23 protein-coding genes, 1 pseudogene and 1 riboswitch are annotated in these 24,680 nt (G+C 71.6%); of the genes and pseudogenes, 8 read left to right on the plus strand and 16 right to left on the minus strand.

Features of this window, described 5'->3' with window-relative positions; genetic code table 11:
* Positions 1 to 273: 273 nt before the first annotated feature.
* Positions 274 to 1,506, plus strand: coding sequence for a glycoside hydrolase family 18 protein (locus tag FBY22_RS27420; RefSeq protein ID WP_142150344.1), 1,233 nt, complete (start codon positions 274 to 276; stop codon positions 1,504 to 1,506).
* Positions 1,507 to 1,560: 54 nt separating this feature from the next.
* Here the strand turns inward: FBY22_RS27420 and FBY22_RS27425 are convergent, their stop codons facing one another.
* The 3 genes from FBY22_RS27425 to FBY22_RS27435 all read right to left on the minus strand — a co-directional run bounded on the left by FBY22_RS27425 (position 1,561) and on the right by FBY22_RS27435 (position 3,983).
* Positions 1,561 to 2,220 carry a TetR/AcrR family transcriptional regulator gene (locus FBY22_RS27425; RefSeq protein ID WP_142150346.1) on the minus strand — a complete coding sequence of 220 codons (660 nt, stop codon included), beginning with the start codon at positions 2,218 to 2,220 and terminating at the stop codon, positions 1,561 to 1,563.
* A 122-nt stretch (positions 2,221 to 2,342) separates the two neighbouring features.
* Complete coding sequence (locus tag FBY22_RS27430; protein ID WP_142150348.1) at positions 2,343 to 2,483, minus strand: SCO1431 family membrane protein; 141 nt, start codon at positions 2,481 to 2,483, stop codon at positions 2,343 to 2,345.
* A gap of 147 nt (positions 2,484 to 2,630) precedes the next feature.
* Positions 2,631 to 3,983 (minus strand): peptidase C39 family protein, encoded by a 1,353-nt coding sequence (locus FBY22_RS27435; RefSeq protein ID WP_142150350.1) that lies wholly within the window; start codon positions 3,981 to 3,983, stop codon positions 2,631 to 2,633.
* A gap of 241 nt (positions 3,984 to 4,224) precedes the next feature.
* Between FBY22_RS27435 and FBY22_RS27440 the strand changes: the two genes are divergently transcribed.
* Both FBY22_RS27440 and FBY22_RS27445 read left to right on the plus strand, forming a co-directional pair.
* Positions 4,225 to 4,845 carry a uridine kinase gene (locus FBY22_RS27440; RefSeq protein ID WP_142150352.1) on the plus strand — a complete coding sequence of 207 codons (621 nt, stop codon included), beginning with the start codon at positions 4,225 to 4,227 and terminating at the stop codon, positions 4,843 to 4,845.
* A 428-nt stretch (positions 4,846 to 5,273) separates the two neighbouring features.
* Positions 5,274 to 7,133, plus strand: coding sequence for an AAA family ATPase (locus FBY22_RS27445; RefSeq protein ID WP_142150354.1), 1,860 nt, complete (start codon positions 5,274 to 5,276; stop codon positions 7,131 to 7,133).
* Positions 7,134 to 7,239: 106 nt separating this feature from the next.
* Here the strand turns inward: FBY22_RS27445 and FBY22_RS27450 are convergent, their stop codons facing one another.
* The 9 genes from FBY22_RS27450 to FBY22_RS27490 form a co-directional block, all read right to left on the minus strand.
* Positions 7,240 to 8,313, minus strand: coding sequence for a hemolysin family protein (locus FBY22_RS27450; RefSeq protein WP_142150355.1), 1,074 nt, complete (start codon positions 8,311 to 8,313; stop codon positions 7,240 to 7,242).
* Positions 8,310 to 9,635 carry a hemolysin family protein gene (locus tag FBY22_RS27455; RefSeq protein ID WP_142150357.1) on the minus strand — a complete coding sequence of 442 codons (1,326 nt, stop codon included), beginning with the start codon at positions 9,633 to 9,635 and terminating at the stop codon, positions 8,310 to 8,312. Before FBY22_RS27455 ends, FBY22_RS27450 begins: the two co-directional genes overlap by 4 nt.
* A 175-nt stretch (positions 9,636 to 9,810) precedes the next feature.
* Complete coding sequence (locus FBY22_RS27460) at positions 9,811 to 10,254, minus strand: PH domain-containing protein (RefSeq protein WP_142150359.1); 444 nt, start codon at positions 10,252 to 10,254, stop codon at positions 9,811 to 9,813.
* A gap of 32 nt (positions 10,255 to 10,286) precedes the next feature.
* Positions 10,287 to 11,135 carry an ATP phosphoribosyltransferase gene (hisG, locus tag FBY22_RS27465; protein WP_142150361.1) on the minus strand — a complete coding sequence of 283 codons (849 nt, stop codon included), beginning with the start codon at positions 11,133 to 11,135 and terminating at the stop codon, positions 10,287 to 10,289.
* A 47-nt stretch (positions 11,136 to 11,182) separates the two neighbouring features.
* Positions 11,183 to 11,455 (minus strand): phosphoribosyl-ATP diphosphatase, encoded by a 273-nt coding sequence (locus FBY22_RS27470; protein WP_142150364.1) that lies wholly within the window; start codon positions 11,453 to 11,455, stop codon positions 11,183 to 11,185.
* 34 nt (positions 11,456 to 11,489) lie between these two features.
* Entirely contained in the window at positions 11,490 to 11,975 is a 486-nt protein-coding gene (ribH, locus tag FBY22_RS27475) for a 6,7-dimethyl-8-ribityllumazine synthase (RefSeq protein WP_142150366.1), read from the minus strand.
* 25 nt (positions 11,976 to 12,000) lie between these two features.
* Positions 12,001 to 13,344 (minus strand): bifunctional 3,4-dihydroxy-2-butanone-4-phosphate synthase/GTP cyclohydrolase II, encoded by a 1,344-nt coding sequence (locus FBY22_RS27480; RefSeq protein ID WP_142150368.1) that lies wholly within the window; start codon positions 13,342 to 13,344, stop codon positions 12,001 to 12,003.
* Positions 13,341 to 13,982: a nicotinamide riboside transporter PnuC gene (gene pnuC / locus FBY22_RS27485; protein WP_142150370.1), complete on the minus strand. Its 642-nt coding sequence runs from the start codon at positions 13,980 to 13,982 to the stop codon at positions 13,341 to 13,343. Before pnuC ends, FBY22_RS27480 begins: the two co-directional genes overlap by 4 nt.
* Positions 13,979 to 14,584: a riboflavin synthase gene (locus FBY22_RS27490; protein WP_142150372.1), complete on the minus strand. Its 606-nt coding sequence runs from the start codon at positions 14,582 to 14,584 to the stop codon at positions 13,979 to 13,981. The genes pnuC and FBY22_RS27490 overlap by 4 nt, the downstream gene beginning before the upstream one ends.
* A 144-nt stretch (positions 14,585 to 14,728) precedes the next feature.
* A riboswitch (FMN riboswitch) is annotated at positions 14,729 to 14,859 on the minus strand.
* Between the two features lie 228 nt (positions 14,860 to 15,087).
* Between FBY22_RS27490 and FBY22_RS27495 the strand changes: the two genes are divergently transcribed.
* Together FBY22_RS27495 and FBY22_RS27500 are read left to right on the plus strand one after the other, a co-directional pair.
* Positions 15,088 to 15,975 (plus strand): RNA polymerase sigma-70 factor, encoded by an 888-nt coding sequence (locus tag FBY22_RS27495; RefSeq protein ID WP_142150374.1) that lies wholly within the window; start codon positions 15,088 to 15,090, stop codon positions 15,973 to 15,975.
* Between the two features lie 89 nt (positions 15,976 to 16,064).
* A complete protein-coding gene (locus FBY22_RS27500) occupies positions 16,065 to 16,805 on the plus strand; it encodes an SDR family oxidoreductase (protein ID WP_142150376.1) in 741 nt (246 codons plus the stop codon).
* 6 nt (positions 16,806 to 16,811) lie between these two features.
* On the opposite strand, the gene FBY22_RS27505 is transcribed toward FBY22_RS27500, so the two are convergent.
* Entirely contained in the window at positions 16,812 to 18,050 is a 1,239-nt protein-coding gene (locus FBY22_RS27505; RefSeq protein ID WP_142150378.1) for an ROK family transcriptional regulator, read from the minus strand.
* 143 nt (positions 18,051 to 18,193) lie between these two features.
* Here FBY22_RS27505 and FBY22_RS27510 point away from each other — a divergent pair, with 143 nt between their 5' ends.
* Positions 18,194 to 19,408, plus strand: coding sequence for an MFS transporter (locus FBY22_RS27510; protein WP_142150380.1), 1,215 nt, complete (start codon positions 18,194 to 18,196; stop codon positions 19,406 to 19,408).
* On the opposite strand, the gene FBY22_RS27515 is transcribed toward FBY22_RS27510, so the two are convergent.
* Both FBY22_RS27515 and FBY22_RS27520 read right to left on the minus strand, forming a co-directional pair.
* Positions 19,368 to 19,826 carry a thioesterase family protein gene (locus FBY22_RS27515; protein ID WP_142150382.1) on the minus strand — a complete coding sequence of 153 codons (459 nt, stop codon included), beginning with the start codon at positions 19,824 to 19,826 and terminating at the stop codon, positions 19,368 to 19,370. The genes FBY22_RS27510 and FBY22_RS27515 overlap by 41 nt on opposite strands.
* An 88-nt stretch (positions 19,827 to 19,914) precedes the next feature.
* Positions 19,915 to 21,174 (minus strand): alginate lyase family protein, encoded by a 1,260-nt coding sequence (locus FBY22_RS27520; protein ID WP_142150384.1) that lies wholly within the window; start codon positions 21,172 to 21,174, stop codon positions 19,915 to 19,917.
* Between the two features lie 138 nt (positions 21,175 to 21,312).
* On the opposite strand from FBY22_RS27520, the gene FBY22_RS27525 reads away from it, so the two are divergent.
* Positions 21,313 to 22,692 carry a uracil-xanthine permease family protein gene (locus tag FBY22_RS27525; protein ID WP_142150385.1) on the plus strand — a complete coding sequence of 460 codons (1,380 nt, stop codon included), beginning with the start codon at positions 21,313 to 21,315 and terminating at the stop codon, positions 22,690 to 22,692.
* On the opposite strand, the pseudogene FBY22_RS27530 reads toward FBY22_RS27525, so the two are convergent.
* A pseudogene (locus FBY22_RS27530) lies at positions 22,671 to 23,801 on the minus strand (glycoside hydrolase family 6 protein). The gene FBY22_RS27525 and the pseudogene FBY22_RS27530 overlap by 22 nt on opposite strands.
* A 170-nt stretch (positions 23,802 to 23,971) precedes the next feature.
* Between FBY22_RS27530 and FBY22_RS27535 the strand changes: the two are divergent.
* The gene (locus FBY22_RS27535) at positions 23,972 to 24,658 is read left to right on the plus strand and encodes a DUF5995 family protein (RefSeq protein WP_142150387.1); all 687 of its coding nucleotides are present in this window, start codon (positions 23,972 to 23,974) and stop codon (positions 24,656 to 24,658) included.
* The last annotated feature ends 22 nt before the right edge of the window (positions 24,659 to 24,680 follow it).

The raw sequence follows: 24,680 nt of genomic DNA on the forward strand, positions 1-24,680 counted from the left end.
ACGGGCCCAGCCGACGCTCGCTCTCCCGGGTCTCGGAAGCTGCTGACCAGCGGCTGTGCGCTGTGAGTATGCCCGATCGGGGGCGCCCCGTCACCAGTTAACGACCGCTCACTTCAAGAATATCCGAAGCGGCCCGGGAGCCGCTCCGAAGGGCGTCGGATTGGTCCGCACCATTGACCCGAGTGGTCTAGTCCTCCTAGGGTTCATGACCAACGCTTTACCGCGTTCATGCCAATCGGCGCGCGTTCCCTCTCCCCCACGAGGAGACACCCGATGCACGTTTCGCACCGCTCCCGCGCCTCCGTGCGGGCACTCGCCTCCGCCGCCTGCTGCGCGGTCCTCGGCGCCGGGCTGCTGGCCGGCGCAGGCCCCGCCGCCGCCAAACCCTCGGCCCGGGAGGCGGCCGGCTCCAAGGTCGTCGGCTACTTCACCGAATGGGGCACCTACGACCGCAAGTACTACGTCAAGAACATCGAGACGTCCGGCTCGGCGGCCAGGCTCACGCACATCAACTACGCCTTCGGCAACGTCACCGGCGGCAAGTGCGCCATGGGCGACTCCTACGCGGCCACCGACCGCGCCTACACCGCCGCCGAGTCGGTGGACGGCGTCGCCGACACCTGGGACCAGCCGCTGCGCGGCAACTTCAACCAGCTGCTGAAGCTGAAGAAGAAGCACCCGGGGCTGAAGATCCTGTGGTCCTTCGGCGGCTGGACCTGGTCCAGCGGCTTCGGCGAGGCCTCGAAGAACCCGGCCGCGTTCGCCCAGTCCTGCTACGACCTGGTGAAGAACTCCAAGTGGTCGGGCCTGTTCGACGGCATCGACATCGACTGGGAGTACCCCAACGCCTGCGGCAACACCTGCGACACCAGCGGCCGGGAGGCCTTCAAGAACCTGATGGCGGCGCTGCGTTCGAAGTTCGGCAGCGGCTCGCTCGTCACCGCCGCGATCACCGCGGACGCCACCGCCGGGGGCAGGATCGACGCGGCGGACTACGCGGGCGCGGCCCAGTACGTGAACTGGTACAACCCGATGACGTACGACTACTTCGGCGCCTGGGACGCGAGCGGCCCGACCGCCCCGCACTCCGCGCTGACCTCCTACCCGGGCATCCCCAAGGCCGAGTTCAACACCTCGGCCACCATCGCCAAGCTCCGGGGACTCGGCATCCCGGCCGCGAAGCTGCTGCTGGGCATCGGCTTCTACGGCCGCGGCTGGACGGGCGTGACGCAGGCGGCACCGGGCGGCACGGCGACCGGTCCGGCGGCGGGCACCTACGAGCAGGGCATCGAGGACTACAAGGTCCTCAAGTCCAAGTGCCCGGCGAACGGCACGGTGGGCGGCACCGCCTACGCCAAGTGCGGCAGCGACTGGTGGAGTTACGACACGCCCTCGACCATCGCGACGAAGATGACGTACAGGAACCAGCAGGGTCTCGGCGGCACGTTCTTCTGGGAGCTGAGCGGGGACACGGCCGGCGGTGAGCTGATCAAGGCCATCAACTGACCTTGCCTGTACGACACTTGGGGCGAGGGCGCGGGAAGCTCCGGGCACCTCGCCTCAGGCGTCGCGGCGGGCCGGGGCCGGGGACGGGTAGGCCGGGTCGAGTTCCTCGATGGCGCGCATCGCGCCGCCGAGGGTCTTGACCAGCAGCTCGCGCATCTGCGCGCGGGTCAGGGCGGGGCGGTCGATCCAGTCGAGGGCGGCGCCCTCCACGCTGCACACCCAGCTGAACAGGCCCATGCGGGCCAGCGGCGAGATGTCGGTGCGACCGTAGGCGCCCTCGGCGATCGTCGCCACGATCGCCTCGCGCACCCCGTCCCGGATGGCCTGCACCTCGGCGTCGAAGCCGACTCCGCCGCTGACGATCGTGCGGTAGGCGGCCTGGTTGTGCTCGGCCCAGCGGAGGTAGCTCTCCATGGTGCGGTGGACCCGGTCCAGTTGCTCCAGTTCGACACCGCTCGCCGCGAAGCCGACCAGGTCGGCGACCGAGTCGTGGATGATCGCCAGGTAGTAGCCGCGCTTGGACTGGAAGTAGTAGTAGATCAGCCCCTTGGCGACATGCGCCTGCTTGGCTATGTCATCCATGGACAGCGCGTCGTAGGAGGTGTCGGCGAACAACTTCCGCCCGATGGCGATGAGTTCGGCGCGACGCGCCAGCGAGCGTTCGGTGCCGCGCGCTCGGGGACGGGCGCCGTCGCGCTGTTCGCTGATCTTCAATTCGTACCCTGGTCTCGGGCGGGGTGGCGGGACATCCGCAGTATGTCAGAACGACAACGTCCACTCGTTCGACTCTGATCGACGAGCGGGTGCGGAGGGGTCCGGGCCCGTCCCGGGTCGGATCAGAGCAGGCTGAGCTGGGTGACGAGCATGGCGACGACCATGACCAGGGCCCAGCCCATGACGTGCTCGAAGACCTTCGGGCCGTCGTTCTCGGGACCGCCGGTGCGAGTGCGGACGGCGGTGGCGGAGTGTGCGGTCATGGTGTCTCACTGAGGTCGGACGTGTGCGGTGGACTCCCCCCAACTGTTCTGTCCACCTTGCCACCCCGGACGGCTTTTGCGACAGAGACGTCGGTCACAGCACGAAGGCCCCGGTTCGTCCGGGGCCCTCGCCTGCGAGCCCGCGGGTCAGCGCACGCCGACCGCGGCCAGCGCCCTGCGCCGGCGGGGGCCGAGACGCGCGGGGAAGTACAGGTAGCAGACTCCGCCGCTGCCCGAGACGACCTTGCCGGAGGCGTTGTACCGTTTGGTGCGCAGCCAGATGTTCTCGAACTCACGCCGCTTGTACACCCGTCGCACGGCCTCGTCGTCCGGCGAGAACGGGTCGTTGGCGATCACGTCGCCCTCGCCGGTGAAGCCGATGACGGTCATGAGGTGCCCCGCGGTGCCGTAACCCGCCCCGGTCAGCTCCCCCTTGAGGAAGGACTGGGACGTTATGGCCGGGATGCCGGCCGCGATCAGCGTCTCCAGGTCGGTGAGCGAGCCGAGCCGGGTGACGACGCCCTGCAGCCCCTTGTACGTGGCCGCGTAGGCGGCGTTGAACGGCCAGTTGCCGCAGCCCTCGTACTGGTAGTCGTAGGTGTAGCGGGCCGCGTGGTCGACCTGCGGGTCGGCATAGGAGGGGTCCACCCAGGACAGCTGCTCGGGGGTGAGCCGGCCGCCCCAGTACTCGATGATCATCTGCGAGGAGGTGGGGCTGCACCAGGCCTCACCGCCGTTGTCGTACTCGGGGTACTGCCCCTTGTGGATCTCCTGCGAGTACCGCGGGACGATCAGCTCCTTCGCCAGGCCGGGGGTGGAGGCCGGGACGGTGAAGCGGTCGGGCACGTCGGAGCCCATCGCGCCCAGCCGCCACACCAGGGGCGTGAGTTCGGTGCCGGGCCTGCGGCAGAGAGTGAGCCGGAGGCGGTACGAGACCAGGCGCAGGCCGGTGGTGGCGTCGTCCACGGCGAAGGTGTCGGTCCAGATGGTGCTCCTGCCGTCGCTCTGGCCGTCGACCGAGGTGCGCCTGATGTCCTGGTCGCCCGCCGCCCAGCGGCCCATCACGTACCAGGGCGTGTCGGTGCCGTCCGAGTACGTGCCGTGCAGTTCGACCTGAAGCCAGGTGCCGGCCGGGGTGTGCGCGTTCCAGGAGGCGATCGCCTCCGTGGCCGGGACGCGCAGCCGGTGCACCGGCGAGGTCCAGGTCGCGTACTCCCAGGCGGCGGTCCTGCCGGTGTGCGGGTCGGTGTAGTCCATCGTGCCCGCCGGGTGGGCGATGACGACGCCGGGACGGGTCCCCGCGACGGCACGGGCGCCCTGCGCGCTGCCGGAGCGCCAGTCGGGGTACGAGGTCCAGGCGCGGTAGTCCACCGGGCGGGCGGGATCCTCGGCGGCGTCCGCCGCGTCGGCCACCCCAGGGGTGACCGAGGGACCGACGACCGCCGCGGCGACGGCCGCGGCGAGAACGGTTCTGCGGGACGGCTGTTCGGCTCTGCTCATGGGTGGAATGACCCCCAGGTGTCCGAGTCGGGGCAGGTCCGATCGCACAGCGGTACAGCACTTTTGACATGCACCGTTGTGCGCCCACTATGGCCGCCGACCGGCCCTGCGGCCAGCACTGCGGGCCGTGCCGCGCCCACCAATATTGGTCTGCACCACTGGCGTCACCTGCCAGGACGCGGACGGTGCCCGGCTAGACTGAGCCCGAGGACCACCCCCTCCCCCGAGCCAAGGAACGACGATTCAGCACCTCGCCTCCCGTCTCCGTCGCCTGCCGCCGTCCTGCGGTCCGGTCCGTCTGGTCGGCGTCGACGGACACGCCGGTTCCGGGAAGACCACGTTCGCCGGACAGCTGGCCCGGGCGCTCGGCGACGCCCCGGTGCTGCACCTCGACGACATCGCCACCCACGACGAGTTGTTCGACTGGACCGGCCGGCTCCGGACCGAGGTGATCGACCCGCTCCGGCGCGGCGAGAGTGCCCACTACGCCCCCTATGACTGGCGGACCCGCCGCCTCATCGCCCCCCGGGCCTTGCCGCCGGCCCCGGTAATCCTCGTGGAGGGCGTCGGCGCGGGCCGCCGCGCCCTGCGCCCGTACCTCGCCCAGCTGCTGTGGATGGAGTTGCCGCACGAGGACTCCTGGACCCGCGGACGCCTGCGGGACGGGGAGGAGCAACGAGAGTTCTGGGCCGCGTGGGTTCCCGCGGAACGGCGACACTTCGCCGAGGATCCCTCGCGCCCCTTCGCCGACCTGCTGGTACGGCAGGGCGAGAAGGGATACGAGGTACTGCCGGGACCTGCGTACACACCTGGACCGGACCAAGCGAACACACACAGTGACGGACCATCCGCAGTGTGCTGAACTTGTGAAGATCGCCGCTTGTGAACTTCCCGGAGGGCCTCAACTCGGCTTGACCGAGGGGCCGTACAGGTCTTACGTTCTCAATGTGCGGTCAAGCGTGGCCGCCCACGCACGCGAAGCCCCCGGTTGTTCCCCCGTGATCGGGGGCTTCGTTCTGCCCTGAGCCGCCCATCCGGACGCTGTGCGACGCACTTTGCTCACCCTCGGTCACCGTCCGATCCGGGGCTCATCCGCTCCCACCTCGTCAAACGTCCTGTGCGGCACCCTTCGACGGGCGACACAGCGCAGGTACGATGCCCTCGGTGCGACCTCTGGACGACGGCTGCGCGCACCGCAACTCCGGTCCGCGGTACGGCGGTTCGATCAAGGAGGCCACCGGGTGACCGCCCGGCGGCCAACCGACGGGGGCACGGTTTGTGGGGGACGGGATGGACTTCGGCACGCAGGGCCCCGAGGCCCCGGCCGACCTCGCCTGGATGCGAGGCGTGGACGCCTACACGATGGGCGCCTATCCACAGGCGGAGGAGGAGTTCCGGGCCGCGGTGCGGATGGATCCCGGGATGGCCGACGGCTGGCTCGGGCTGCACGCGCTGCGCGTCGACACGACGACCGCGCTGCTCAGGATGTTCCGCCACCGGGACCGCTTCGGGGAACAGCGCGCCCGGCACCGCCGCGCCCTCAACTCCTGGTACTGGCTGGGCTGGTGGGTGCAACCGGTGCTGGAGAGCCCGCGCGACCTGCTGCTCGCGCACGCCTCGCACTGGCTGGACGGCCGCCATGTCCCCGAGCTCGACCGGGCGCTGGCCGGCCTGCCGCCCGTCGACACCGACCACCAAGTCCGCTTCCTGCACGCGTGCCGCGCCTATCTGGTCAAGGACTGGGAGCAGCTCGTCCGCCACACCGACCCGCTGATCGACGATCCGCTGCTGGGCATCGAGGCGGGCCTGTTCGGCGGGATGGCACGGGTCCGGCTGGAGATGTACGGCCAGGCGGAACCGCTGCTGGCGGCCGCCCTGATGCGCTGCCGCAGCGAACAGCCGCAGCGCAAGGAGCTGCGCTACTGGCTGGCCCGCGCCCACGAGGGCACGGGCCGCTCGGCCGCCGCGCTCCCTCTGTACCGGGCCGTGCACCGCGTCGACCCCGCCTTCATGGACACCTCGGCCCGGCTCGCCGCGATCGCCGAGGGCGACGGCTACGACGACTCCGCCGACCTCGCGGCGATCGCGCTCTCCGGCGCCCAGGACGTCCTGGAGGGCCCCGACGGGTTCGACCCGCTCTTCGGGACCGACGGCCGGGACCTCAGGTTCCCGGAACCGGACCTGCCGCCGGCCGGGGCGATGCCGTCCGCGATCGATCCGCTGGTACGGGAGAAGACCATCCCGGGCTCACCGCTGCCCTCCGGTCCCACCGACCCCGCCCTGCTCGAGGAGGCGCTCGCCGAACTGGAGCGCATGGTGGGCCTGGAACCCGTCAAGCGCCAGGTCAAGGCACTGTCAGCGCAGTTGAACATGGCGCGGCTGCGGGCGGGCCAGGGACTGCCGGTCCAGCCGCCCAAGCGACACTTCGTCTTCTCCGGCCCCTCCGGCACCGGCAAGACCACGGTGGCCCGCATCCTCGGCCGCGTCTTCTACGCCCTCGGGCTGCTCGGCGGCGACCACCTGGTGGAGGCCCAGCGCGCCGACCTGGTGGGCGAGTACCTGGGGCAGACGGCGGTGAAGGCCAACGAGCTGATCGACTCCGCCATCGGCGGCGTGCTCTTCGTCGACGAGGCCTACTCGCTCTCCAACTCCGGTTACGGCAAGGGCGACGCGTACGGCGACGAGGCGCTGCAGGTCCTGCTGAAGCGGGCCGAGGACAACCGGGACCACCTGGTGGTGATCCTGGCCGGCTATCCGGAGGGCATGGACCGTCTGCTGGCGGCCAACCCCGGCCTGTCGTCCCGCTTCACCACCCGCGTCGACTTCCCGTCCTACCGGCCCCTCGAACTGACCTCCATCGGTGAGGTACTGGCCGCCGAGAACGGGGACGTGTGGGACGAGGAGGCGCTGGACGAGCTGCGCTCGATCGCCGGGCACGTCGTCGACCAGGGGTGGATCGACGAGCTGGGCAACGGACGGTTCCTGCGGACCCTGTACGAGAAGAGCTGCGCCTACCGGGATCTGCGGCTGTCGACCTACCCCGGGATGCTGTCCCGCGACGACCTGTCGACACTGCGCCTGCCGGACCTGATGCAGGCGTACGGGGAGGTGCTGTCGGGACGGGGGCCGCAGGACCCTGCCGGTATGTGAGCCGCGCGCCCACGAGCACGGGCGCTTCCGACGTGGCTCGGGTGCGGGTGCGTCGTGGCTTGTCGCGCAGTTCCCCGCCCCCCTTTCGGGGCGCGGGGAATCCGCGTCAGCCGGGCAGTGCGGCTTCCTTGGGCTCCGCCAGCCGGGGAGCGGGCGGGACCTCCCGGTGCGCCGGGTCCGTGACCTCGCCGACCAGGAGCTCCAGGACGTCCTCCAGCGCCACCAGGCCCAGCACCTTGCCGGACCCGTCGGCCACCTGGGCCAGATGGGTGGCCGCGCGGCGCATGACGGTCAGGGCGTCGTCCAGGGGCAGGTCCGAGCGCAGGGTCGTCATCGGCCGCCACAGCTGCTGCGGCACCGCCCGGTCCGAGTCCTCCAGGTCGAGTACGTCCTTCACGTGCAGGTAGCCCATGAAGGCGCCGTTGTCCGCGGCGACCGGGAAACGGGAGTACCCGGTGCGGGCGGTCAGCTCGACGATGCGACCCGGGGTGACCGAGGGCGGGACCGTCACCAGTGACTCGCGGCCCAGGAGCACGTCCGTCACCGGGCGGGAGCCCAGCTCCAGCGCGTCCTCCAGGCGTTCCTGCTCCTCGGGGTCGAGGAGGCCGGCCTGACCGGAGTCCTCCACCAGGCGGTTGAGCTGCTCGCTGGTGAAGACGGCCTCCACCTCGTCCTTCGGCTCGACCCGGAAGAGCCGCAGGATGCCCCGGGCGCAGGCGCCGAGGGCCAGGGTGATCGGCTTGCAGAGGCGGGCGAAGTAGACCAGGCCGGGGCTGAGCCACAGCGCCGCCTTCTCGGGGGCCGCCATGGCCAGGTTCTTCGGGACCATCTCGCCGATGACGAGGTGGAAGAAGACCACCGCGGCGAGCGCGATGACATAACCCAGCGGGTGGATCACGCCCTCCGGCAGGTGGATCCACTCGAAGACCGGTTCCAGCAGATGGGCCACCGTCGGTTCGGCCACGGCACCCAGGGTCAGCGAGCAGACCGTGATGCCGAACTGGGCCGCCGCCATCATCTGGGGCAGCCGTTCCAGGCCGTAGAGGACCTGGCGGGCCCGTGCCGTGCCGAGCGGTTCGATCTGGCTGCGGCGGACGGAGACCAGGGCGAACTCGGCGCCGACGAAGAAGCCGTTGGCGAGCACGAGCAGGGCGGCGAACAGGAGTTGGAGCACGCTCATCGGGCGACCTCCACGACCGGCCCGGTGCGCACCAGGCGGACCCGCTCGGCGCGGTAGTGGCCCACGCGGCGCACGGTGAGCCGCCAGCCGGGCAGTTCGGCCCGGTCGCCGGCGGCCGGGATGCGGCCGAGCAGGTCGGCGACGAGTCCGGCGACGGTCTCGTACGGCCCCTCGGGCACGTCGAGGCCGATGCGCTGCAGGATGTCGACCCGGCAGCTGCCGTCGGCGTCCCAGGCGGGCCTGCCGTCCTCCGGCGGGGCGGCGGCGAGCTCGGGCACGTCCTGGCCGTCGTGCTCGTCGCGGACCTCGCCGACGATCTCCTCGACGATGTCCTCCAGCGTCACCACGCCCGCCGTGCCGCCGTACTCGTCGACGACGACCGCGATGGGCTGCTCGCTGCGCAGCTGGGCCAGCAACGGCTGGACCGGCAGGGTCTCGGGGACCAGCAGGGCCGGGCGGGCGATGCGGACCACGGGGGTGCGCAGCCGGTCGTGCGCCGGGACCGCGAGCGCGTCCTTGAGATGGACCATGCCGACGACCTCGTCGATCTTCTCCTTGTACACGGGAAAGCGGGACAGGCCGGTGGCGCGGGTCAGGTTGACCACGTCCTCGGCGGTCGCCGAGGACTGCAGCGCGCTGACCTTCACGCGCGGGGTCATGACGTGCTGCGCGGTCAGCTCACCGAGCGACAGCGTCCGTACGAAGAGGTCGGCGGTGTCCTGTTCCAGGGCGCCGGCCTGCGCCGAGTGCCGGGCCAGGGAAACGAGTTCGCCCGGGGTGCGGGCGGAGGCCAGTTCCTCGGCGGGCTCGACGCCCAGCGCCCGTACCAGCCGGTTGGCGACCGTGTTGAGCGCGGCGATGACCGGGCGGAACAGGCGGGCGAAGACGTGCTGCGGGCCGGCCACGAAACGGGCGACCTGCATGGGCTTGGACACCGCCCAGTTCTTGGGCACGAGTTCGCCGATCACCATCTGCACGGCCGAGGCAAGCAGCATTCCGACGACGACCGCGACGCCGGAGACCGCACCGGCGGGGATGCCGACGGCCGTGAACGGGCCGTGCAGCAGCCGGGCGAGCGCCGGTTCGGCGAGCATGCCGACGACGAGCGAGGTGATGGTGATGCCGAGCTGGGTGCCGGAGAGCTGGAAGGAGAGTTCCTTCAGCGACTCGGCGACCCTGCGGGCGCGCTTGTCGCCCTCGGCGGCGGCCTTCTCGGCGTCCGTGGACTCCACCGTGACCAGGCCGAACTCGGCGGCCACGAAGAAGCCGTTCGCGAGGATCAGCAGGAACGCCGCAGCCAGGAGCAGCAGGGGGGTGGTCATGATGCCGCCACCTCGGTATGTCGACAGGGGGCGGCGCAGGTACTACAGGACGATCCGTCCATCGCTGGAGGGAGTCACTCCTCGGGTAGCAGGGGCAGCCGGTGTCCGCGGGAGCACCGGCGGCGGAGGCGCGACGAAAACGCCTCCGCCAACAGATTAATCAAGACAGGGGTCTCTAGGGCAGATCCCTCGGCGAGCGGGCCTCGGCGAGCGCGCGCAGGGTGCGCGCGTCGGCGATGGCCCGTTCCCGGGCGATGCCGGGCTGGATGCCGAGCGCCGGCAGGCTGGTGCCGTCGCTGAGGTCGAGGAACACCCAGGGGTCGCCGGGGCGCAGGTTGACGTGCAGGATCTCGGGCCAGTCCAGATGCCGCCTGGTGGCGATGTTGACCACGGTGACGCCGGTGTCGTCGGCGACCACCTTCACCCGGGCGAGCAGGGCCAGGACTCCGGCCATCAGGGCTCCGGTGACGATGAAGCTGAGCCGCTCCCCCGGGCCGAGGCCCTCGAGCAGCAGCGCGACCGCGGTGATGACCACGAAGATCGCGACGCCGGCGGTGAGCAGGACCGCGCGGGTGCGGCCGGGACGGAACGTGACGGGAAGGGTGGGCAGGTCGGACATCTCTCTACGGCTCTCCGGGCTTCCTACGGCTGTCAGAGACGGCAGGCGTGGATGGCCGTGGTCAGGATGGCCCGGGCGCCGATGTCGTACAGGTCGTCCATGATCCGCTGGGCCTCCTTGGCCGGGACCATCGCGCGGACGGCGACCCAGCCCTCGTTGTGCAACGGGGAGACGGTCGGGGACTCCAGGCCGGGGGTGAGGGCGACGGCCTTCTCCAGCTGCTCGACGCGGCAGTCGTAGTCCATCATCACGTACGTACGGGCCACCAGGACGCCCTGGAGCCGGCGCAGGAACTGCCGCACCTTGGGCTCCTCGCCGTCCGCGCCGGTGCGGCGGATGACGACGGCCTCGGACTTCATGATCGGCTCGCCGAAGACCTCCAGGCCGGCGTTGCGCAGCGAGGTGCCGGTCTCGACGACGTCGGCGATGACCTCGGCGACGCCGAGCTCGATGGCCGTCTCCACGGCGCCGTCCAGGTGGACGACGGAGGCGTCGACGCCGTTGTCGGCCAGGTGGCCCGCGACGATGCCCTCGTAGGAGGTGGCGATCGTCTTGCCCTTGAGGTCCGCCAGGCCCGCCGCGGCGCCCGGCTTGGAGGCGAAGCGGAAGGTGGAGCGGGCGAAGCCGAGCGGCAGGATCTCCTCGGCGTCGGCGCCGGAGTCGACCAGCAGGTCGCGGCCGGTGATGCCGATGTCGAGCTGTCCGGAGGAGACGTAGATCGCGATGTCGCGGGGGCGGAGGTAGAAGAACTCGACGTCGTTCGACGGGTCGACGGTCCGCAGTTCCTTGGACTCACGGCGCTGCCGGTAGCCGGCCTCATGCAGCATCTCCGCCGCAGGGCCTGAGAGGGAACCCTTGTTGGGGACGGCGATGCGCAGCATGAGGTCGGCTTCCTTCGCGTTCGTTTCGTGTGGGAACGGGGTGTGACTTACAGGTGGGCGTAGACGTCGTCCAGGGAGATCCCGCGGGCGACCATCATCACCTGGACGTGGTACAGCAGCTGCGAGATCTCCTCGGCGGCCGCCTCCTTGCCCTCGTACTCGGCGGCCATCCAGACCTCGGCGGCCTCCTCGACGACCTTCTTGCCGATGGCATGGACGCCCTTGCCGAGCAGTTCTGCGGTGCGGGAGGTGGCGGGATCGCCGTGGGCGGCCTTGTGCTGGAGCTCGGTGAAGAGCTCCTCGAACGTCTTATTGGACATGGTGAGCGTCAGACTACGCCAAAGGGACCTTGGCTCAGTGCCACGGTTCAGATACTGAGCGGAGGGTGGCCGCGGTCGCCACCGCCGCCGTCACCGCCTCGTGCCCCTTGTCCTCGTTGGAGCCCTCGAGGCCGGCCCGGTCCAGGGCCTGCTCCTCGTTGTCACAGGTCAGCAGGCCGAAGCCGACCGGGACGCCGGTGTCGACGGAGACCTGGGTGAGGCCCTGGGTGACGCCCTGGCATACGTAGTCGAAGTGCGGGGTACCGCCGCGGATGACGACACCGAGGGCGACGATCGCGTCGTAGCCGCGGCCCGCGAGGACCTTGGCGACCACCGGGAGCTCCCAGCTGCCGGGGACCCTCAGGAGGGTCGGCTCGTCGATGCCGAGTTCGTGCAGGGCGCGCAGGGCGCCGTCCACCAGGCCGTCCATCACCTTCTCGTGCCACTGCGCCGCGATGACGGCGACCCGCAGGTCTCCGACGTTGCGTACGGACAGCTCCGGTGCGCCCTTGCCGCTCACGTTCTCTTGTCTCCTCGGGGTGCTGTTACTGGTTGTTGCAGGTGGACGCCGGGACGGTGTCCAGCCAGGGCAGGTCGTGTCCCATCCGGTCCCGCTTGGTGCGCAGGTAGCGGAGGTTGTGCTCGCCCGCCTGTACGGGCATCGGCTCGCGGCCGGTGACCTTGAGGCCGTGGCGGACGAGCGCGTCGGTCTTCTCGGGATTGTTGGTCATCAGACGCAGGCTGCGGACGCCGAGGTCCTTAAGGATCTGGGCGCCGGCGCCGTAGTCCCGGGCGTCGGCGGGCAGGCCGAGCTCCAGGTTGGCGTCGAGGGTGTCGCGGCCGCGCTCCTGGAGTTCGTAGGCGCGCAGCTTGGACAGCAGGCCGATGCCGCGTCCCTCGTGTCCGCGCAGGTAGACGACCACTCCTCGGCCCTCTTCCTGGATGCGGTCCAGGGAGGCGTTCAGCTGGGGGCCGCAGTCGCAGCGCAGGGAGGCGAAGATGTCGCCGGTCAGGCACTCGGAGTGGACGCGGACCAGGACGTCCTCGCCGTCGCCGATGTCGCCGTGGACGAGGGCGACGTGCTCGACGCCGTCGACGGTGGAGCGGTAGCCGTAGGCCGTGAACTCGCCGTGGGCGGTGGGCAGGCGGGTCTCGGCCTCCCGGCGGACGGTGGGCTCGGAGCTGCGGCGGTAGGCGATCAGATCCTCGATGGAGATGATCGTCAGGCCGTGCTTGCGGGCGAACGGGATCAGTTCGGGCAGGCGCAGCATGCGGCCGTCCTCGCCGGCGATCTCGACGATCGCGCCGGCCGGGCGCAGGCCCGCGAGCCGGGCGAGGTCCACGGCCGCCTCGGTGTGGCCGTCGCGGGTGAGGACGCCGCCGGGCCTGGACCGCAGCGGGAAGATGTGCCCGGGGCGGACGAAGTCGCCCGGTTCGGCGTCGCCGCTCGCCAGGAGCCGCAGCGTGGTCGCCCGGTCGGCGGCGGAGATGCCGGTGGTCACGCCGTGGGCGCCGGAGGCGTCGACGGAGACGGTGAAGGCGGTCTTCATCGACTCGGTGTTGTCGTCGACCATCTGCGGCAGGTTCAGCCGGTCGAGTTCCTCGCCCTCCATGGGGGCGCAGATCAGGCCGCGGCACTCGCTCATCATGAAGGCGACGATCTCGGGCGTGACCTTTTCGGCGGCGACGACGAGGTCGCCCTCGTTCTCGCGGTCCTCGTCGTCGACGACCACGATGGGGCGGCCGGCCGCGATGTCGGCGATGGCCTGCTCGATCGGGTCGAGGGACCAGTCCTCGATGCCGTCCGCGCTGTACAGGATCGGTGGGGTCGAAGGGGCGGCGCGTAGCGCCTCGGTCAGGGTGGTGGTGGGAGACGGGTGGGCGCTCATGCCGGCGCTCCTTCCAGGACGGGCTGCGGCGTCCTGCGGGAGCGCAGCCACCAGTCGCGCATGCCCCACAGGACGAGTGCGCCGTAGATGACGTAGACGAAGCCGGAGAAGGCGTAGCCATTGGCGAAGTTGAGGGGGACGCCGACGACGTCGACGAGGAGCCAGGCGATCCAGAACTCGACCATGCCCCGTGCCTGGGCGTACATGGCGACGACGGTGCCGACGAAGATGTAGGCGTCCGGCCAAGGGTCCCAGGACAGGCTCGGGTACGCCTTGAAGAGCAGGGCGACGGCGACCGTGCCGGCCGCGGCGGCGGCGATCATCGCGCCGCGCTCGCGCCAGGTGGCGAACCGCGGGTTGATGTGGCCGTCCGCGGACCGTTCCTTGTCGCGGTTCCACTGCCACCAGCCGTAGAGGGCGACCACCATGACGACGACCTGCTTGCCGGCGCTGCCGGCGAGGTGGCCGTAGAAGGCGATGAACAGGACGAGGCCGGAGAGGAACTGCACGGGCCAGGTCAGCAGGGAGCGGCGCCAGCCGAGGGCGAGGGTGATCAGGCCGAGGATGTTGCCGATCATGTCCGACCAGATGATGTGCTGGCCGAACATGACGAACGCCTGGGAGTTCAGCCAGTTCACTTGGCCGCCCCCTGACCGCTCGCGAGCAGGCGCTCGACGTACTTGGCGACGACGTCGACCTCGAGGTTGACCGGGTCGCCGGGCTGCTTGATGCCCAGAGTGGTCAGGGCGAGGGTGGTGGGGATCAGGCTGATCGTGAAGTAGTCGGGGCCGGCGTCGACGACGGTGAGGCTGATGCCGTCGACGGTGATGGAGCCCTTCTCGACGACGTAGCGCGAAAGGTCCGCCGGGAGCGAGATCTTGACGATCTCCCAGTTCTCGGAGGGCTTGCGCTCCAGGACCTCGCCCGTGCCGTCGACATGGCCCTGCACGATGTGGCCGCCGAGGCGCGCGCCCACGGCCGTGGGGCGTTCGAGGTTGACGCGGGAGCCGGCCGCGATGGCGCCGAGGCTGGAGCGGCTGAGGGTCTCGGCCATGACGTCGGCGGTGAACTCGTCGCCCTCGTGGTCCACGACGGTGAGGCAGACGCCGTTGACGGCGATGGAGTCCCCGTGCTTCGCGCCCTCGGTGACTACGGGGCCGCGCACTCGGAAGCGACAGGCGTCGCCGAGGTTCTCGACCGCGGTGATCTCGCCCAGCTCTTCGACGATTCCGGTGAACACTTCCCGGGTCCTCCTGCCTCATTCGGGCACGGACTCCGGGGCTGTCGAAGACGACAGAGTACGGGCGAGGACACCGGGGGCGACGCCGGACAGACTCATCCACTTGGATGAGCGCATACGGCGGCGCGCACGAATGCCCGCCCGCCGCGCACTGCCTCCCATCCGGACTTTAACCGTCGGTCCAGGAATTTCACCTGGTCAACCGGCCGCTGGAAGCGACCGGGTCGCGGACTGTAACCGCCGGTTCGGAATTTCACCGACCCCGGAGTGCGCTGCTTCTGGTACAGAGCCAGTGTGCCACGCCTGATCGACGTCCATACGGGTGAGGGGTGTGGGTTGGCTCACAGCGAACGTCACTGGACTTCTCAACTCCCGCCCCGCTGTTGGACCCTATGGTCTAGTCCTTTTTGGATCATAGACCGGCCCGGCGGCGGTGACGACGGCCCTTGCCCGCCGCCGGGCCTCCCCACGGCGTCGTCGTCGCGCTCTGGCAGGGTGGTGCCATGAACAGCGCGCCCGCCGAGGAGTTCGAGCTCCACCGCCCCCGTCTGTTCGGACTGGCCTACCGCATGCTGGGCTCCGCCGAGGAGGCCGAGGACACGGTCCAGGACGCGTATCTCCGCTTCAGCGGCGCCGATCGCGCGGGCATCGAGCATCCGGCGGCCTGGCTCGCCAAGGTCGTCACCAACCTCTGCCTCAACCGGCTGACGTCGGCGCGGGCGCGGCGCGAACGGTACGTCGGGCCCTGGCTGCCGGAGCCCGTGCTCACCTCGGACGGCACACTGGGCCCGCTGGAGTCGGCCGAGCAGCGGGAGGCCGTGTCGATGGCGATGCTGGTCCTGCTGGAGCGGCTGACGCCGACGGAGCGGGCGGTGTACGTGCTGCGGGAGGCTTTCGGGTACGGCCACCGGGAGATCGCCGGGGTGCTGGACGTGACCGAGGCCAACTGCCGTCAGCTGTACCGGCGGGCGGTGCGGCGGGTGGGCGAGGAGCGGTCGCGGTTCGAGCCGGTGCCCGAGCGGCAGGCGGAGCTTGTCGCCTCGTTCCTCGGGGCGGCCCGCGACGGTGATCTCGCCGGGCTGGAGAAGCTGCTCACCGCGGACGTGACCTGGTCGAGCGACGGCGGCGGCAAGGTCAGCGCGGCCCGGCGGCCGGTCGAGGGACGCGAAAAGGTCGCGCGGCTCGCGGTGGGCGGCGCCGAGCGGTTCGCGGCGGGGCTGCGCTACACGCCGGCCGAGATCAACGGCGAGTACGGGCTGGCCGCGTGGGCGGGCGACGTCCTGGCCGGCGTGGTCGCCTTCGAGGTGCGGGACGGTCTGATCGCCCATCTGCGGGTCGTGGTGAACCCGGACAAGCTGGACTTCGTACGGCGTCAGCTCGCGCGGCCGTAGGGGCGTGTCACATTTCGCCGGGGCCGCGCGGTCTGAGCTGACGTGGGGTGTTCCACCGGGGAGCGCCCGCGTTCGAAGGGACTGACGGCATGACCACGATCCTGGTGACCGGCGGGACGGGCACCCTCGGCCGACTCGTCACCGAGCGGCTGCGCGCGGACGGGCACGACGTGCGGGTGCTGAGCCGACGCACCCCTCCCTACGCCGTCGACCTGCGCGAGGGCGGCGCCGGACTGGACGCGGCGGTCGACGGAGTGGACACGATCGTGCACTGCGCCTCCACGCAGACCGGCGGGGACGAGAAGGCGGCGGCGAACCTGATCGCGGCGGCACGGCGGGCGGGCGTGGGCCACCTGGTCTACATCTCGATCGTCGGCGTCGACCGGGTGCCGTTCCCGTACTACCGGACCAAGCTCGCCGTGGAAAGGGCGGTGGAGGAGTCGGGACTCGGCTGGACGGTGCTGCGGGCGACCCAGTTCCACGACCTTCCCGTGATGCTGTTCCGGACGCTGGCCAGGCTGCCGGTCCTGCTGCTGCCCGCGAGGGTGGCTGACCAGCCGATCGAGGTGGCCGAAGTGGCGGACCGGCTGGCCGAGTTGGCGCAGGGCGAGCCCGCCGGGCGGGTCGAGGACATGGGCGGTCCGCAGATCCGCACCCTGGAGTCGCTGGCCCGCTCCTATCTGAAGGCGACGGGGCGCAGGCGCGCCGTGCTCAGCGTGCCGCTGTTCGGCAAGGCGTACCGGGCCTTCCGCGAGGGCGGCCACCTGACCTCGGAACACGCCGTCGGGAAGGGGACGTTCGAGGAGTACCTGGCGCGGCTGCAGGAATAGACCGGGTCAGCGGTCGGCCGGTGCGAACAGGTCGTCCTGGGCCCGGTCCCGGGCGGTGAGCAGGGCGCCGCGCAGTACGGCGCCGCCGCCGAGGGCGGTCGGCCGGACCTCGGTGACCAGGGGCGACATCCGTCGGACCCGCTCCTCCACGCGGGCGGCGAGCTCCTCGCCGCCGGCCCGGCCCACCTCACCGCCCAGCACGACACACCCCGGATCGAGGATCGCCACGACGGAGGCCACCCCCACGGCGAGCCGGTCGGCCAGCTCGTCGAGAAAGCGCCCCGCGCCGCCCGACGCCGGCTCCCCCGCCGCCGTCTCCACCGCCGACCGGACCAGTGCCGCGGCCGGCGGTTCCTCGCCGGTGACCGTCGCTCGTACCCCGTACCTCCGGGCCAGTTCCGTGACGGCCGCCGATCCGGCCAGGGAGTGGAAGCCGCCGTCGCAGTCCGTCGCCGAGGGCAGTCCGGTGGTGCCGGGGACCGGCAGGAAACCGATCTCCCCGGTGCCGCCGGAGGCCCCCCGGCGCAGTGCGCCGTCCAGCACGACCGCGGCGCCCGTGCCGTAGCTCAGCCAGAGCAGGACGAACGTGTCGCGGTCGCGGGCCGTACCGTCGCGCTGTTCGGCCAGGGCCGCGAGGTTGGCCTCGTTGTCGACGCTCACGTGGGCGTCGGGGAACCGGTCCTGGAGCGCGGCGACCAGGCGGCGGTGCCAGGCGGGCAGCCCCGAGGAGTCGCGGAGTTCGCCGGTGGCCGGGTCGATGAGGCCGGGCGCGCCGATGCCCACGGTGTGCAGGCTCCCCCAGGCCCGTGCGTCCGCCCGCGCAGGCACCCCGCTCGCCTCGGCCTCCTTCGCGACGCGCTCGACCAGCGACACCGCCTGCTCCACCACCGGGCCCGTGCCCGCCTCCCCGCCGATCGGCACCGAGGCCTCGGCCAGCACCCGCCCCACCAGGTCGGCGACGACCACCGAGACGCTCTCGGTACGCACGTCCAGCGCGGCCAGCCGGGCACGGTCGGCCACGATCCCGTACAGCCTCGCGTTCGGCCCGCGCCGCTGCTCCCCCGCCTCTCCGACCACCGTGATGAGACCGGCCTCGGACAGCCGTTCCACGAGGTCGGCGACCGTGGGCCGGGACAGTCCGGTGAGCTGTTTCAACTGCCCCGCCGTCAACGGGCCCTCCTGCTGCAGCAGGCGCAGGGCGAGCCGGTCGTTGATGGCCCGGGCGGTGCTGGGGGATGCGGGCATGCCGGGGATCCTTCCAGATCGGCGGGGCCGCGAGGGCGGGGCTACGGGCCCCGCTCGGCCATTAATCCTCTATCTATCAGGAAGGGACCCTGATAATTTACGCGGCGCGACCGAGGTCCGGAAGGAACGGGAGGGGACGGAGAATGAGCGACGTGGCCGAAGACCTGCGTGAGGTGAGGCGCGCCCGGTACGCCGTGGCCGCCGTGTTCGCCGTGCACGGCGCCGTCACCGGCACGTTCGCGACCCGGGTGCCGTGGGTCCAGGAGCACGCGCACCTCAGCGCGGGCCAGCTGGGCTTCGCGCTCGCCTTCACCGCGCTCGGCGCATCCTGCTCGATGCCGCTGGCCGGCCGGATCAGCCACCGCTTCGGCAGCCGTACGGCCCTGCGCGGACTGATCACCCTGTGGACACTGTCGCTCGTACTGCCGTCCGTGGCACCGAACATGCTCGCCCTGTGCCTGGCGATGTTCACCTACGGCGCGAGCGCGGGCATGGCGGACGTGGCGATGAACGCGCTGGGCGTCGAGATCGAGCACCGGCTGAACAAGTCGATCATGTCCGGGCTGCACGGCATGTGGAGCGCGGGCGCCCTGATCGGCTCGGCCGGCGGCACGCTCGCCGCGCACCTGGGGGCGGACGCGCGGGTGCACTTCGCGCTGGCGTCGGCGACCCTCACCGTCCTGGGCCTGCTGGCCTGTTCCTGGGTGCTCGACCTGCAGCCCGCCGAGGACGAGGAGCCGCCGCCGCGCTTCGCACTGCCGCCGAGGTCCGCACTGCTGATCGGCGCGGTCGGGTTCTGCGCGGTGTTCGCGGAGGGCGCGAGCCTCGACTGGTCGGCGGTCTTCCTGCGCGACCAGCTGGAGACCTCGGCCGGCCTGGCGGCCGCCTGTACGACCGGGTTCATGCTGACCATGGCCGCGGCACGGCTGGTGGGCGACGCGGTGGTCAACCGCCTCGGCGCGGTCCGCACGGTCCGGGCCGGCGGAGCGTTCGCCGTGCTCGGCGGCGTCCTGATCGTCCTGGCGGGTCATCCGGCGGTTGCGATGACGGGCTTCGCGCTGCTGGGGCTCGGCATCGCCGTCGTCGTGCCGCTGTGCTTCGCGGCGGCCGGACACAGCGGGCCGAACCCGAGCCAGGCCATCGCGGGCGTCGCCACCATCACCTATACCTCGGGCCTGGTCGCCCCCAGCCTGATCGGCGGGGTGGCCCAGGCGACGAGTCTGGTGGTGTCGTTCGTGCTGGTGACCGTCCTCGCCTGCGGCCTCCCCGCGTTCGCCGGCGTCCTGCGCACGGCCGAGCGCGGCGGCCGTACCGAGGTCACTCCGCAGGCCGCAGCAGTGCCCGACCCGCGGCCCTGAAGCCCTCGCTCCACGGCGCGGGGCGCATCGTGGCCGCGTCCAGCCGGACCAGGACCCGGGTGCCCCGCGCGTAGGTCCGGGTCCCGTCGGCCGAGCAGAACCGGAAGCCGTAGGTCAGGCCGGTGTTGCCGAGCCGTTCCAGCCACAGGTGGACGGCGTACTCGCCCGGCCGGGTCACCGGCGCCTCGTAGCCGATGGTCAGCTCCTTGACCGCGTTGCAGGCGTCTCCCGCCGCCGCCCAGTCGCCGTCGAAGTGGATGCCGTACTCCTGCCACAGCTCGGTCCAGGCCTGCTCCACCTTCAGCGGGTAGCGGGCGTTGTGCAGCAGTCCGAGCGCGTCCAGGTCGTCGAAGTGGACGGTGACGGGGATCAGCCGGCCGTACGACAGGGCGGGGGCGATCGGGGCTTCGGCGGTCACGGGTGGGACTCCTGAACGTCAAGGGTGAAGCGGTGAGGACGCTCCATCCTAAGCGGACGCTCAGGAGCCCCGGCCGGGAAGGGCCTGGTCAGCCCACGATCGAGTCCAGCTGCTCGGCCGCCGGGCGCAGCGCCCAGAGGTCGCCGCCGGGCGGGGCCTGAAGCTTCCCGAGGGCCTCGCGGGCCGCCTCGTCGCCCGCGTCGGCCGCAGCGTGCACGACGTCGCTGGCGGCGTACCGGTGGAACTCCAGCTCCGGATGCGGCCATGCCGCCGCCCCGGTCGCGGCGGGCAGCAGATAGTCCACGGCCTTGAACAGGCTCTGCCCTTGCGGAGCTTGATAGCTCCACAGGTTCACGCCGACGTGCCGGCCGATCGCCGCGAGCCGGGTGTACGCGACCAGGTCGAAGGTGGAGTAGTGCCAGCTCCTGGTCCGCGCGAGCTCCTGCGGCTGGCTGCCGTCGGCGGCGATCTGCTGGTCGATGCGCCTGGTGCGCGCGCCGAGGACCGTCCGCCGGGCCGACGCCCGGTCGCCGGTGGCGCAGGCGAGGGCGGCGAGCTGCATGTCGTAGAAGGTGCCGTGGTTGTTGCCGGCCGCGCCCTCCTGTTTGCCGAAGTCGCTGTTCTGAAGCCAGTCGCGGAAGTCGGAGTTCCACGCGCGCATCGCGGCGCGGTCCTCGGCGCTCCAGCCCGGCGCCCCGGTGGCCAGGACGGCCTGGGCGTCCAGGACGCTCGTGTACGACTGGGAGAAGTCGATGACACCGATGGCCCGGCCGTCGTACCTGCACGGGATGAACTGGGCGTGGTCCAGGTTCGGGTTCATCCGGGTGGCCGGGTCGAGGAACCAGGTGCGCAGGATCCGGGCGGCCTTCTCGGCGTAGGCCTTCCGGCCCGTGTAGTACCAGGCCAGCGAGAGGTCGTAGGTCGAGTCGAAGACCTTCTCGGCGTCCTGGCGGTCGGTGCCGGAGTCGACCTCGGGATTGCGCTGTCCGTCCTTCTGGACGTAGGGGCAGCCCCAGGGGTTGTCGGCGGTGGGTGTGGTGCTGGGCCACCAGTAGGGGGCCTGGCTGAGGTAGTCGTGCGGGTCTCCGCCAGGGGCGGGCCGGGGCTTGTCCACGACCGTCCAGGGGCCCTCATGCAGCCAGTTGTCGGCGCGGGACGTCAAGACCGCCAGTTCTCGGCGGAGTTGGGGATCGCCGCGGTCGAGGGTGGCTTTCGTCCGCTGCAGTCGGGCGCCGTCGAGGACGACGGTGGCAGGGGTCTTGGGGCTCGCGTGCGCGGAGGGGACCAGGGCGGCCGCGATGGTCACCACCGTCGCGAGCAGGACGGCCGCGCGGGATCTTCCACTCATCCGGACTCCGATCCATCGAGAGAACGGTCAGAAATGTGAACACAGTTCACGAGTAGAACCGTGCGAGCGTAGAACCGCGAGGTACCCGTGACAATGGTCCGGACAAGACTTCAGGTACGAAGAAAGCGAACCCTCACCATGGACCTCGGCGTGCGCTGGAAACTGCACGGAGACGGGCGGTCGCCCGCGCCCGGAGCGGTGGTACGCCCCGACGAGCGGCTCTCCTGGCCCCGCACGGTCGGTCTCGGCGCCCAGCACGTGGTGGCCATGTTCGGCGCCTCCTTCGTGGCGCCGGTGCTGATGGGCCTGGACCCCAACCTGGCGATCATGATGTCGGGCGTCGCGACCGTGATCTTCCTGCTGGCCACGCGCGGCCGGGTGCCGAGCTACCTGGGCTGCTCGCTGTCGTTCGTCGGCGTGGCGGCCGTGATCCGCGCGCAGGGCGGCACGAGCGCCACCGTCACCGGCGCGGTCCTCGTCGTCGGCTTCGCGCTGTTCCTCGTCGGTCTCGCCGTGCAGCGCTTCGGCGCGCGGATCATCCACGCCGCGATGCCGCCCGTCGTCACCGGCGCGGTGGTGATGCTGATCGGCTTCAACCTCGCACCCGTCACGGCCTCCACCTACTGGCCGCAGGACCAGTGGACGGCCCTGCTGGTCATGGTCTTCACCGCTCTGGCGGTCGTCGGCCTGCGCGGCTTCTGGTCACGGATCGCGATCTTTCTCGGTCTGGTCTTCGGGTACGGCATCTCGTGGGCCTTCGACCGGATCTTCGGCCGCATCCACTCGGCCGACGCGAGCGGCAAGGTCACCGACCACTGGCGGCTGGACCTCTCCGGCGTCGGCAAGGCGGACTGGATCGGCCTGCCGTCCTTCCACGGGCCGACCTTCCAGTGGTCGGCGATCCTGGTCGCACTCCCCGTCGTCATCGCCCTGGTCGCCGAGAACGCCGGCCACGTCAAGGCGGTCGGCGAGATGACCGGCGACCCGCTCGACGACGAGCTCGGCACGGCGATCTCGGCCGACGGCGTCGGCTCCATGCTGTCCACCGCCCTCGGCGGCCCGCCCAACACCACGTACTCCGAGAACATCGGCGTGATGGCCGCGACCCGCGTCTACTCCACCGCCGCCTACTGGGCCGCCGCCGGCTTCGCCCTGCTGTTCGGCCTGTGCCCGAAGTTCGGCGCGGTCGTCGCCGCGATCCCGGGCGGCGTCCTCGGCGGCATCACCGTCATCCTGTACGGCATGATCGGCCTGCTCGGCGCGCAGATCTGGACCAACGCCCGGGTGGACCTGCGCAATCCGCTCAACCTGGTGCCCGCGGCCGCGGGCGTCATCATCGGCGTCGGCGACGTCACCATGAAGTTCTCCGACCACTTCTCCCTCAGCGGCATCGCGCTGGGCACGGTGGTCGTCATCACCGGCTACCACGCGCTGCGGGCCCTGGCCCCGGCCCACCTCAAACAGCAGGAGCCGCTGCTCGACGAGGGCACGTCCTCCTACGACGAGGCCAAGGCGTAGGCGTACGACGGGCTGAACGTCCCCGGCGCCCCCTTGCACCCGTCCGACTCCCCCGGCAGCTTCACCCACAGGTAGGCGTCGATCCGTGCCTGCCCGGTGCTCAGCGTGGGTGCCTGCCCGAGTCTGCGGCCCGCCGGGTCGCATCAGGCGCCGCCGGCCGGGGCACCGTTGCCGTTGCGGCTGGTGTCGATGACGGCGCCGAGGCCGGCGGGGCCGCCGAGGGCGTCCAGGACCCGGCGGTCGTAGGTGATCTCGTCGGACGTCGTGCGGAAGTTGGAGACGTTGCTGAAGATCCCGTCGGAGGAGGCGGCCGAGGCGGCGCCCGCCTGCCGGAGGAGGGCCGCCTGCTCGCCGGCCGGGTGCCAGCCGGAGTGGCCGGCGTCGTAGTAGACCCGGGCCCTCGGGTCGGCGGCCTTCAGGACACGGCCGGCGCGGGCCAGCGAAGCGAAGCGCTCGGCGCGTCGGCCGGCGGACAGGCAGCCGGCCTGGGCGACGGAGTCGGGCTCCAGGACGACGACGACCTCGCCGGAGCCGAGCCCGGAAGCGAACGCGTCGATCCAGCGGTCGTAGGCGTCGAGGTCCGGCGCCCCGCCCTCGGAGGCCCCGCCGCAGTCGCGGTCCGGGATCGCGTACGCCACGAGCACCGGCACCCGTCGCTGCGCGGCGGCGCCCGAGGTGACCGCGCGGACCTGGGATGCGACGGCCGACGGCGAGGGATCGGTGAGCCACACCGCGGCAGGCCGGTCGGCGATCCGGGACGCGATGAGCGGCGTGCGCGGGTCGGAGGGGTGGGCGCGGACCCAGTCGAGCACGTGGGAGTCGGGGTGGCGGTAGAGGAGGGCGGAGACGGTCGAGGGGCGCGGCTCACGCTCGACGGCGGCCCCGCTCCGGGAAAGCGAGGTCGAAGGTGAGGGCGAGGGCGAAGCCGGCTTCGGCGACGGGGACTTCGTGACCGTCGCGGACGGCGAGGGCGCTGCGGTCTGCCGGTCGAGGTGGGGCGAACCGGTGGCCACCGACTTCGCCGCGTCGGCGTCGTGGCGCCCGTCGAGGGCGGAGATCGCGCCGGTCACCGTGGCGACGGCGACCACCGCCGAGGCCACCGCGACCATCGCGGCGCGCCGGGCACGTCCGCGCCGGGCCGCCCGGCGTGCGGCCAGACGCTGCGCGCGTAAGCCCGACACGGCCTCGCCCCCTCCCCCACGGCGGGGCGTTCCCCCGTTTCGGGGAAGCCTCGGGCCCGCCGCCACTGCGGTCAGCCTAGGACTGGGACCCTTCCCCCATGCCGCAACCGCAACAGTTCGACCCGACCGTGGACGCGGTGGTCTCGCGTATGCGTGCCCTCGACGCGGCCCTGCCCCAGCGGGACGGGATCGCGGTGTTCAACCGCGTCTACCTCGCCGTCACCGAGGCCGTCGACCGCCGGATCGGCGCCGGCCGCTTCCCGGACGCCCGGGCCGCGATCACCCTGGACGTGCGGTTCGCGGAGCGCTACCTCGCCGCCGTCGACTCGGTGTCCGACGGACGGCGTCCGCCCGCCTGCTGGCGGCCCCTGTTCCAGTTCCGCCGGCATCCGGGTGTACGTCCGCTGCAGTTCGCGCTGGCGGGCATCAACGCGCACATCGGGCACGACCTGGCGCTCGCCGTGGTGGACAGCTGTCGTAGCCTGCGCTGCGAACCGGCCGATCTGGAGGACGAGTTCGACCGTGTGGGCGACCTCCTCGTCTCGCTGGAGGAGCGCATCCGCGAAGAGCTGATGCCGGGCCCCGACCTCCTCCAGATCGCCGACCCGCTCACCCATCTGCTCGGCTCGTGGAGCCTGGAGCGGGCACGGGAGGCCACCTGGACGGCCGCGCGGGCCCTGTGGGCGCTGCGCCGACTGCCCGACGTGGCCGAGGAGTTCACCGAACGGCTGGATACGGCCGTCGGCTTCGCGGGCCGCATGTTGCTGACGCCGCTCCCGGATTAGGTTGACCGTTGTACCGACGCAA

The sequence above is a fragment of the Streptomyces sp. SLBN-31 genome, from assembly GCF_006715395.1.
GTDB lineage: Bacteria > Actinomycetota > Actinomycetes > Streptomycetales > Streptomycetaceae > Streptomyces.

Bases quoted from the DNA above. Each gene is read 5' to 3' on its own strand.
- FBY22_RS27480 (WP_142150368.1), bottom strand. From the start codon at position 13,344: ATGAGCGCCCACCCGTCTCCCACCACCACCCTGACCGAGGCGCTACGC.
- FBY22_RS27505 (WP_142150378.1), bottom strand. From the start codon at position 18,050: ATGCCCGCATCCCCCAGCACCGCCCGGGCCATCAACGACCGGCTCGCC.
- FBY22_RS27500 (WP_142150376.1), top strand. From the start codon at position 16,065: ATGACCACGATCCTGGTGACCGGCGGGACGGGCACCCTCGGCCGACTC.
- FBY22_RS27445 (WP_142150354.1), top strand. From the start codon at position 5,274: ATGGACTTCGGCACGCAGGGCCCCGAGGCCCCGGCCGACCTCGCCTGG.
- FBY22_RS27495 (WP_142150374.1), top strand. From the start codon at position 15,088: ATGAACAGCGCGCCCGCCGAGGAGTTCGAGCTCCACCGCCCCCGTCTG.
- hisG (WP_142150361.1), bottom strand. From the start codon at position 11,135: ATGCTGCGCATCGCCGTCCCCAACAAGGGTTCCCTCTCAGGCCCTGCG.
- FBY22_RS27460 (WP_142150359.1), bottom strand. From the start codon at position 10,254: ATGTCCGACCTGCCCACCCTTCCCGTCACGTTCCGTCCCGGCCGCACC.
- FBY22_RS27430 (WP_142150348.1), bottom strand. From the start codon at position 2,483: ATGACCGCACACTCCGCCACCGCCGTCCGCACTCGCACCGGCGGTCCC.
- FBY22_RS27520 (WP_142150384.1), bottom strand. From the start codon at position 21,174: ATGAGTGGAAGATCCCGCGCGGCCGTCCTGCTCGCGACGGTGGTGACC.
- FBY22_RS27535 (WP_142150387.1), top strand. From the start codon at position 23,972: ATGCCGCAACCGCAACAGTTCGACCCGACCGTGGACGCGGTGGTCTCG.
- FBY22_RS27450 (WP_142150355.1), bottom strand. From the start codon at position 8,313: ATGAGCGTGCTCCAACTCCTGTTCGCCGCCCTGCTCGTGCTCGCCAAC.
- FBY22_RS27470 (WP_142150364.1), bottom strand. From the start codon at position 11,455: ATGTCCAATAAGACGTTCGAGGAGCTCTTCACCGAGCTCCAGCACAAG.
- FBY22_RS27525 (WP_142150385.1), top strand. From the start codon at position 21,313: ATGGACCTCGGCGTGCGCTGGAAACTGCACGGAGACGGGCGGTCGCCC.
- FBY22_RS27420 (WP_142150344.1), top strand. From the start codon at position 274: ATGCACGTTTCGCACCGCTCCCGCGCCTCCGTGCGGGCACTCGCCTCC.
- FBY22_RS27510 (WP_142150380.1), top strand. From the start codon at position 18,194: ATGAGCGACGTGGCCGAAGACCTGCGTGAGGTGAGGCGCGCCCGGTAC.
- FBY22_RS27455 (WP_142150357.1), bottom strand. From the start codon at position 9,635: ATGACCACCCCCCTGCTGCTCCTGGCTGCGGCGTTCCTGCTGATCCTC.
- FBY22_RS27435 (WP_142150350.1), bottom strand. From the start codon at position 3,983: ATGAGCAGAGCCGAACAGCCGTCCCGCAGAACCGTTCTCGCCGCGGCC.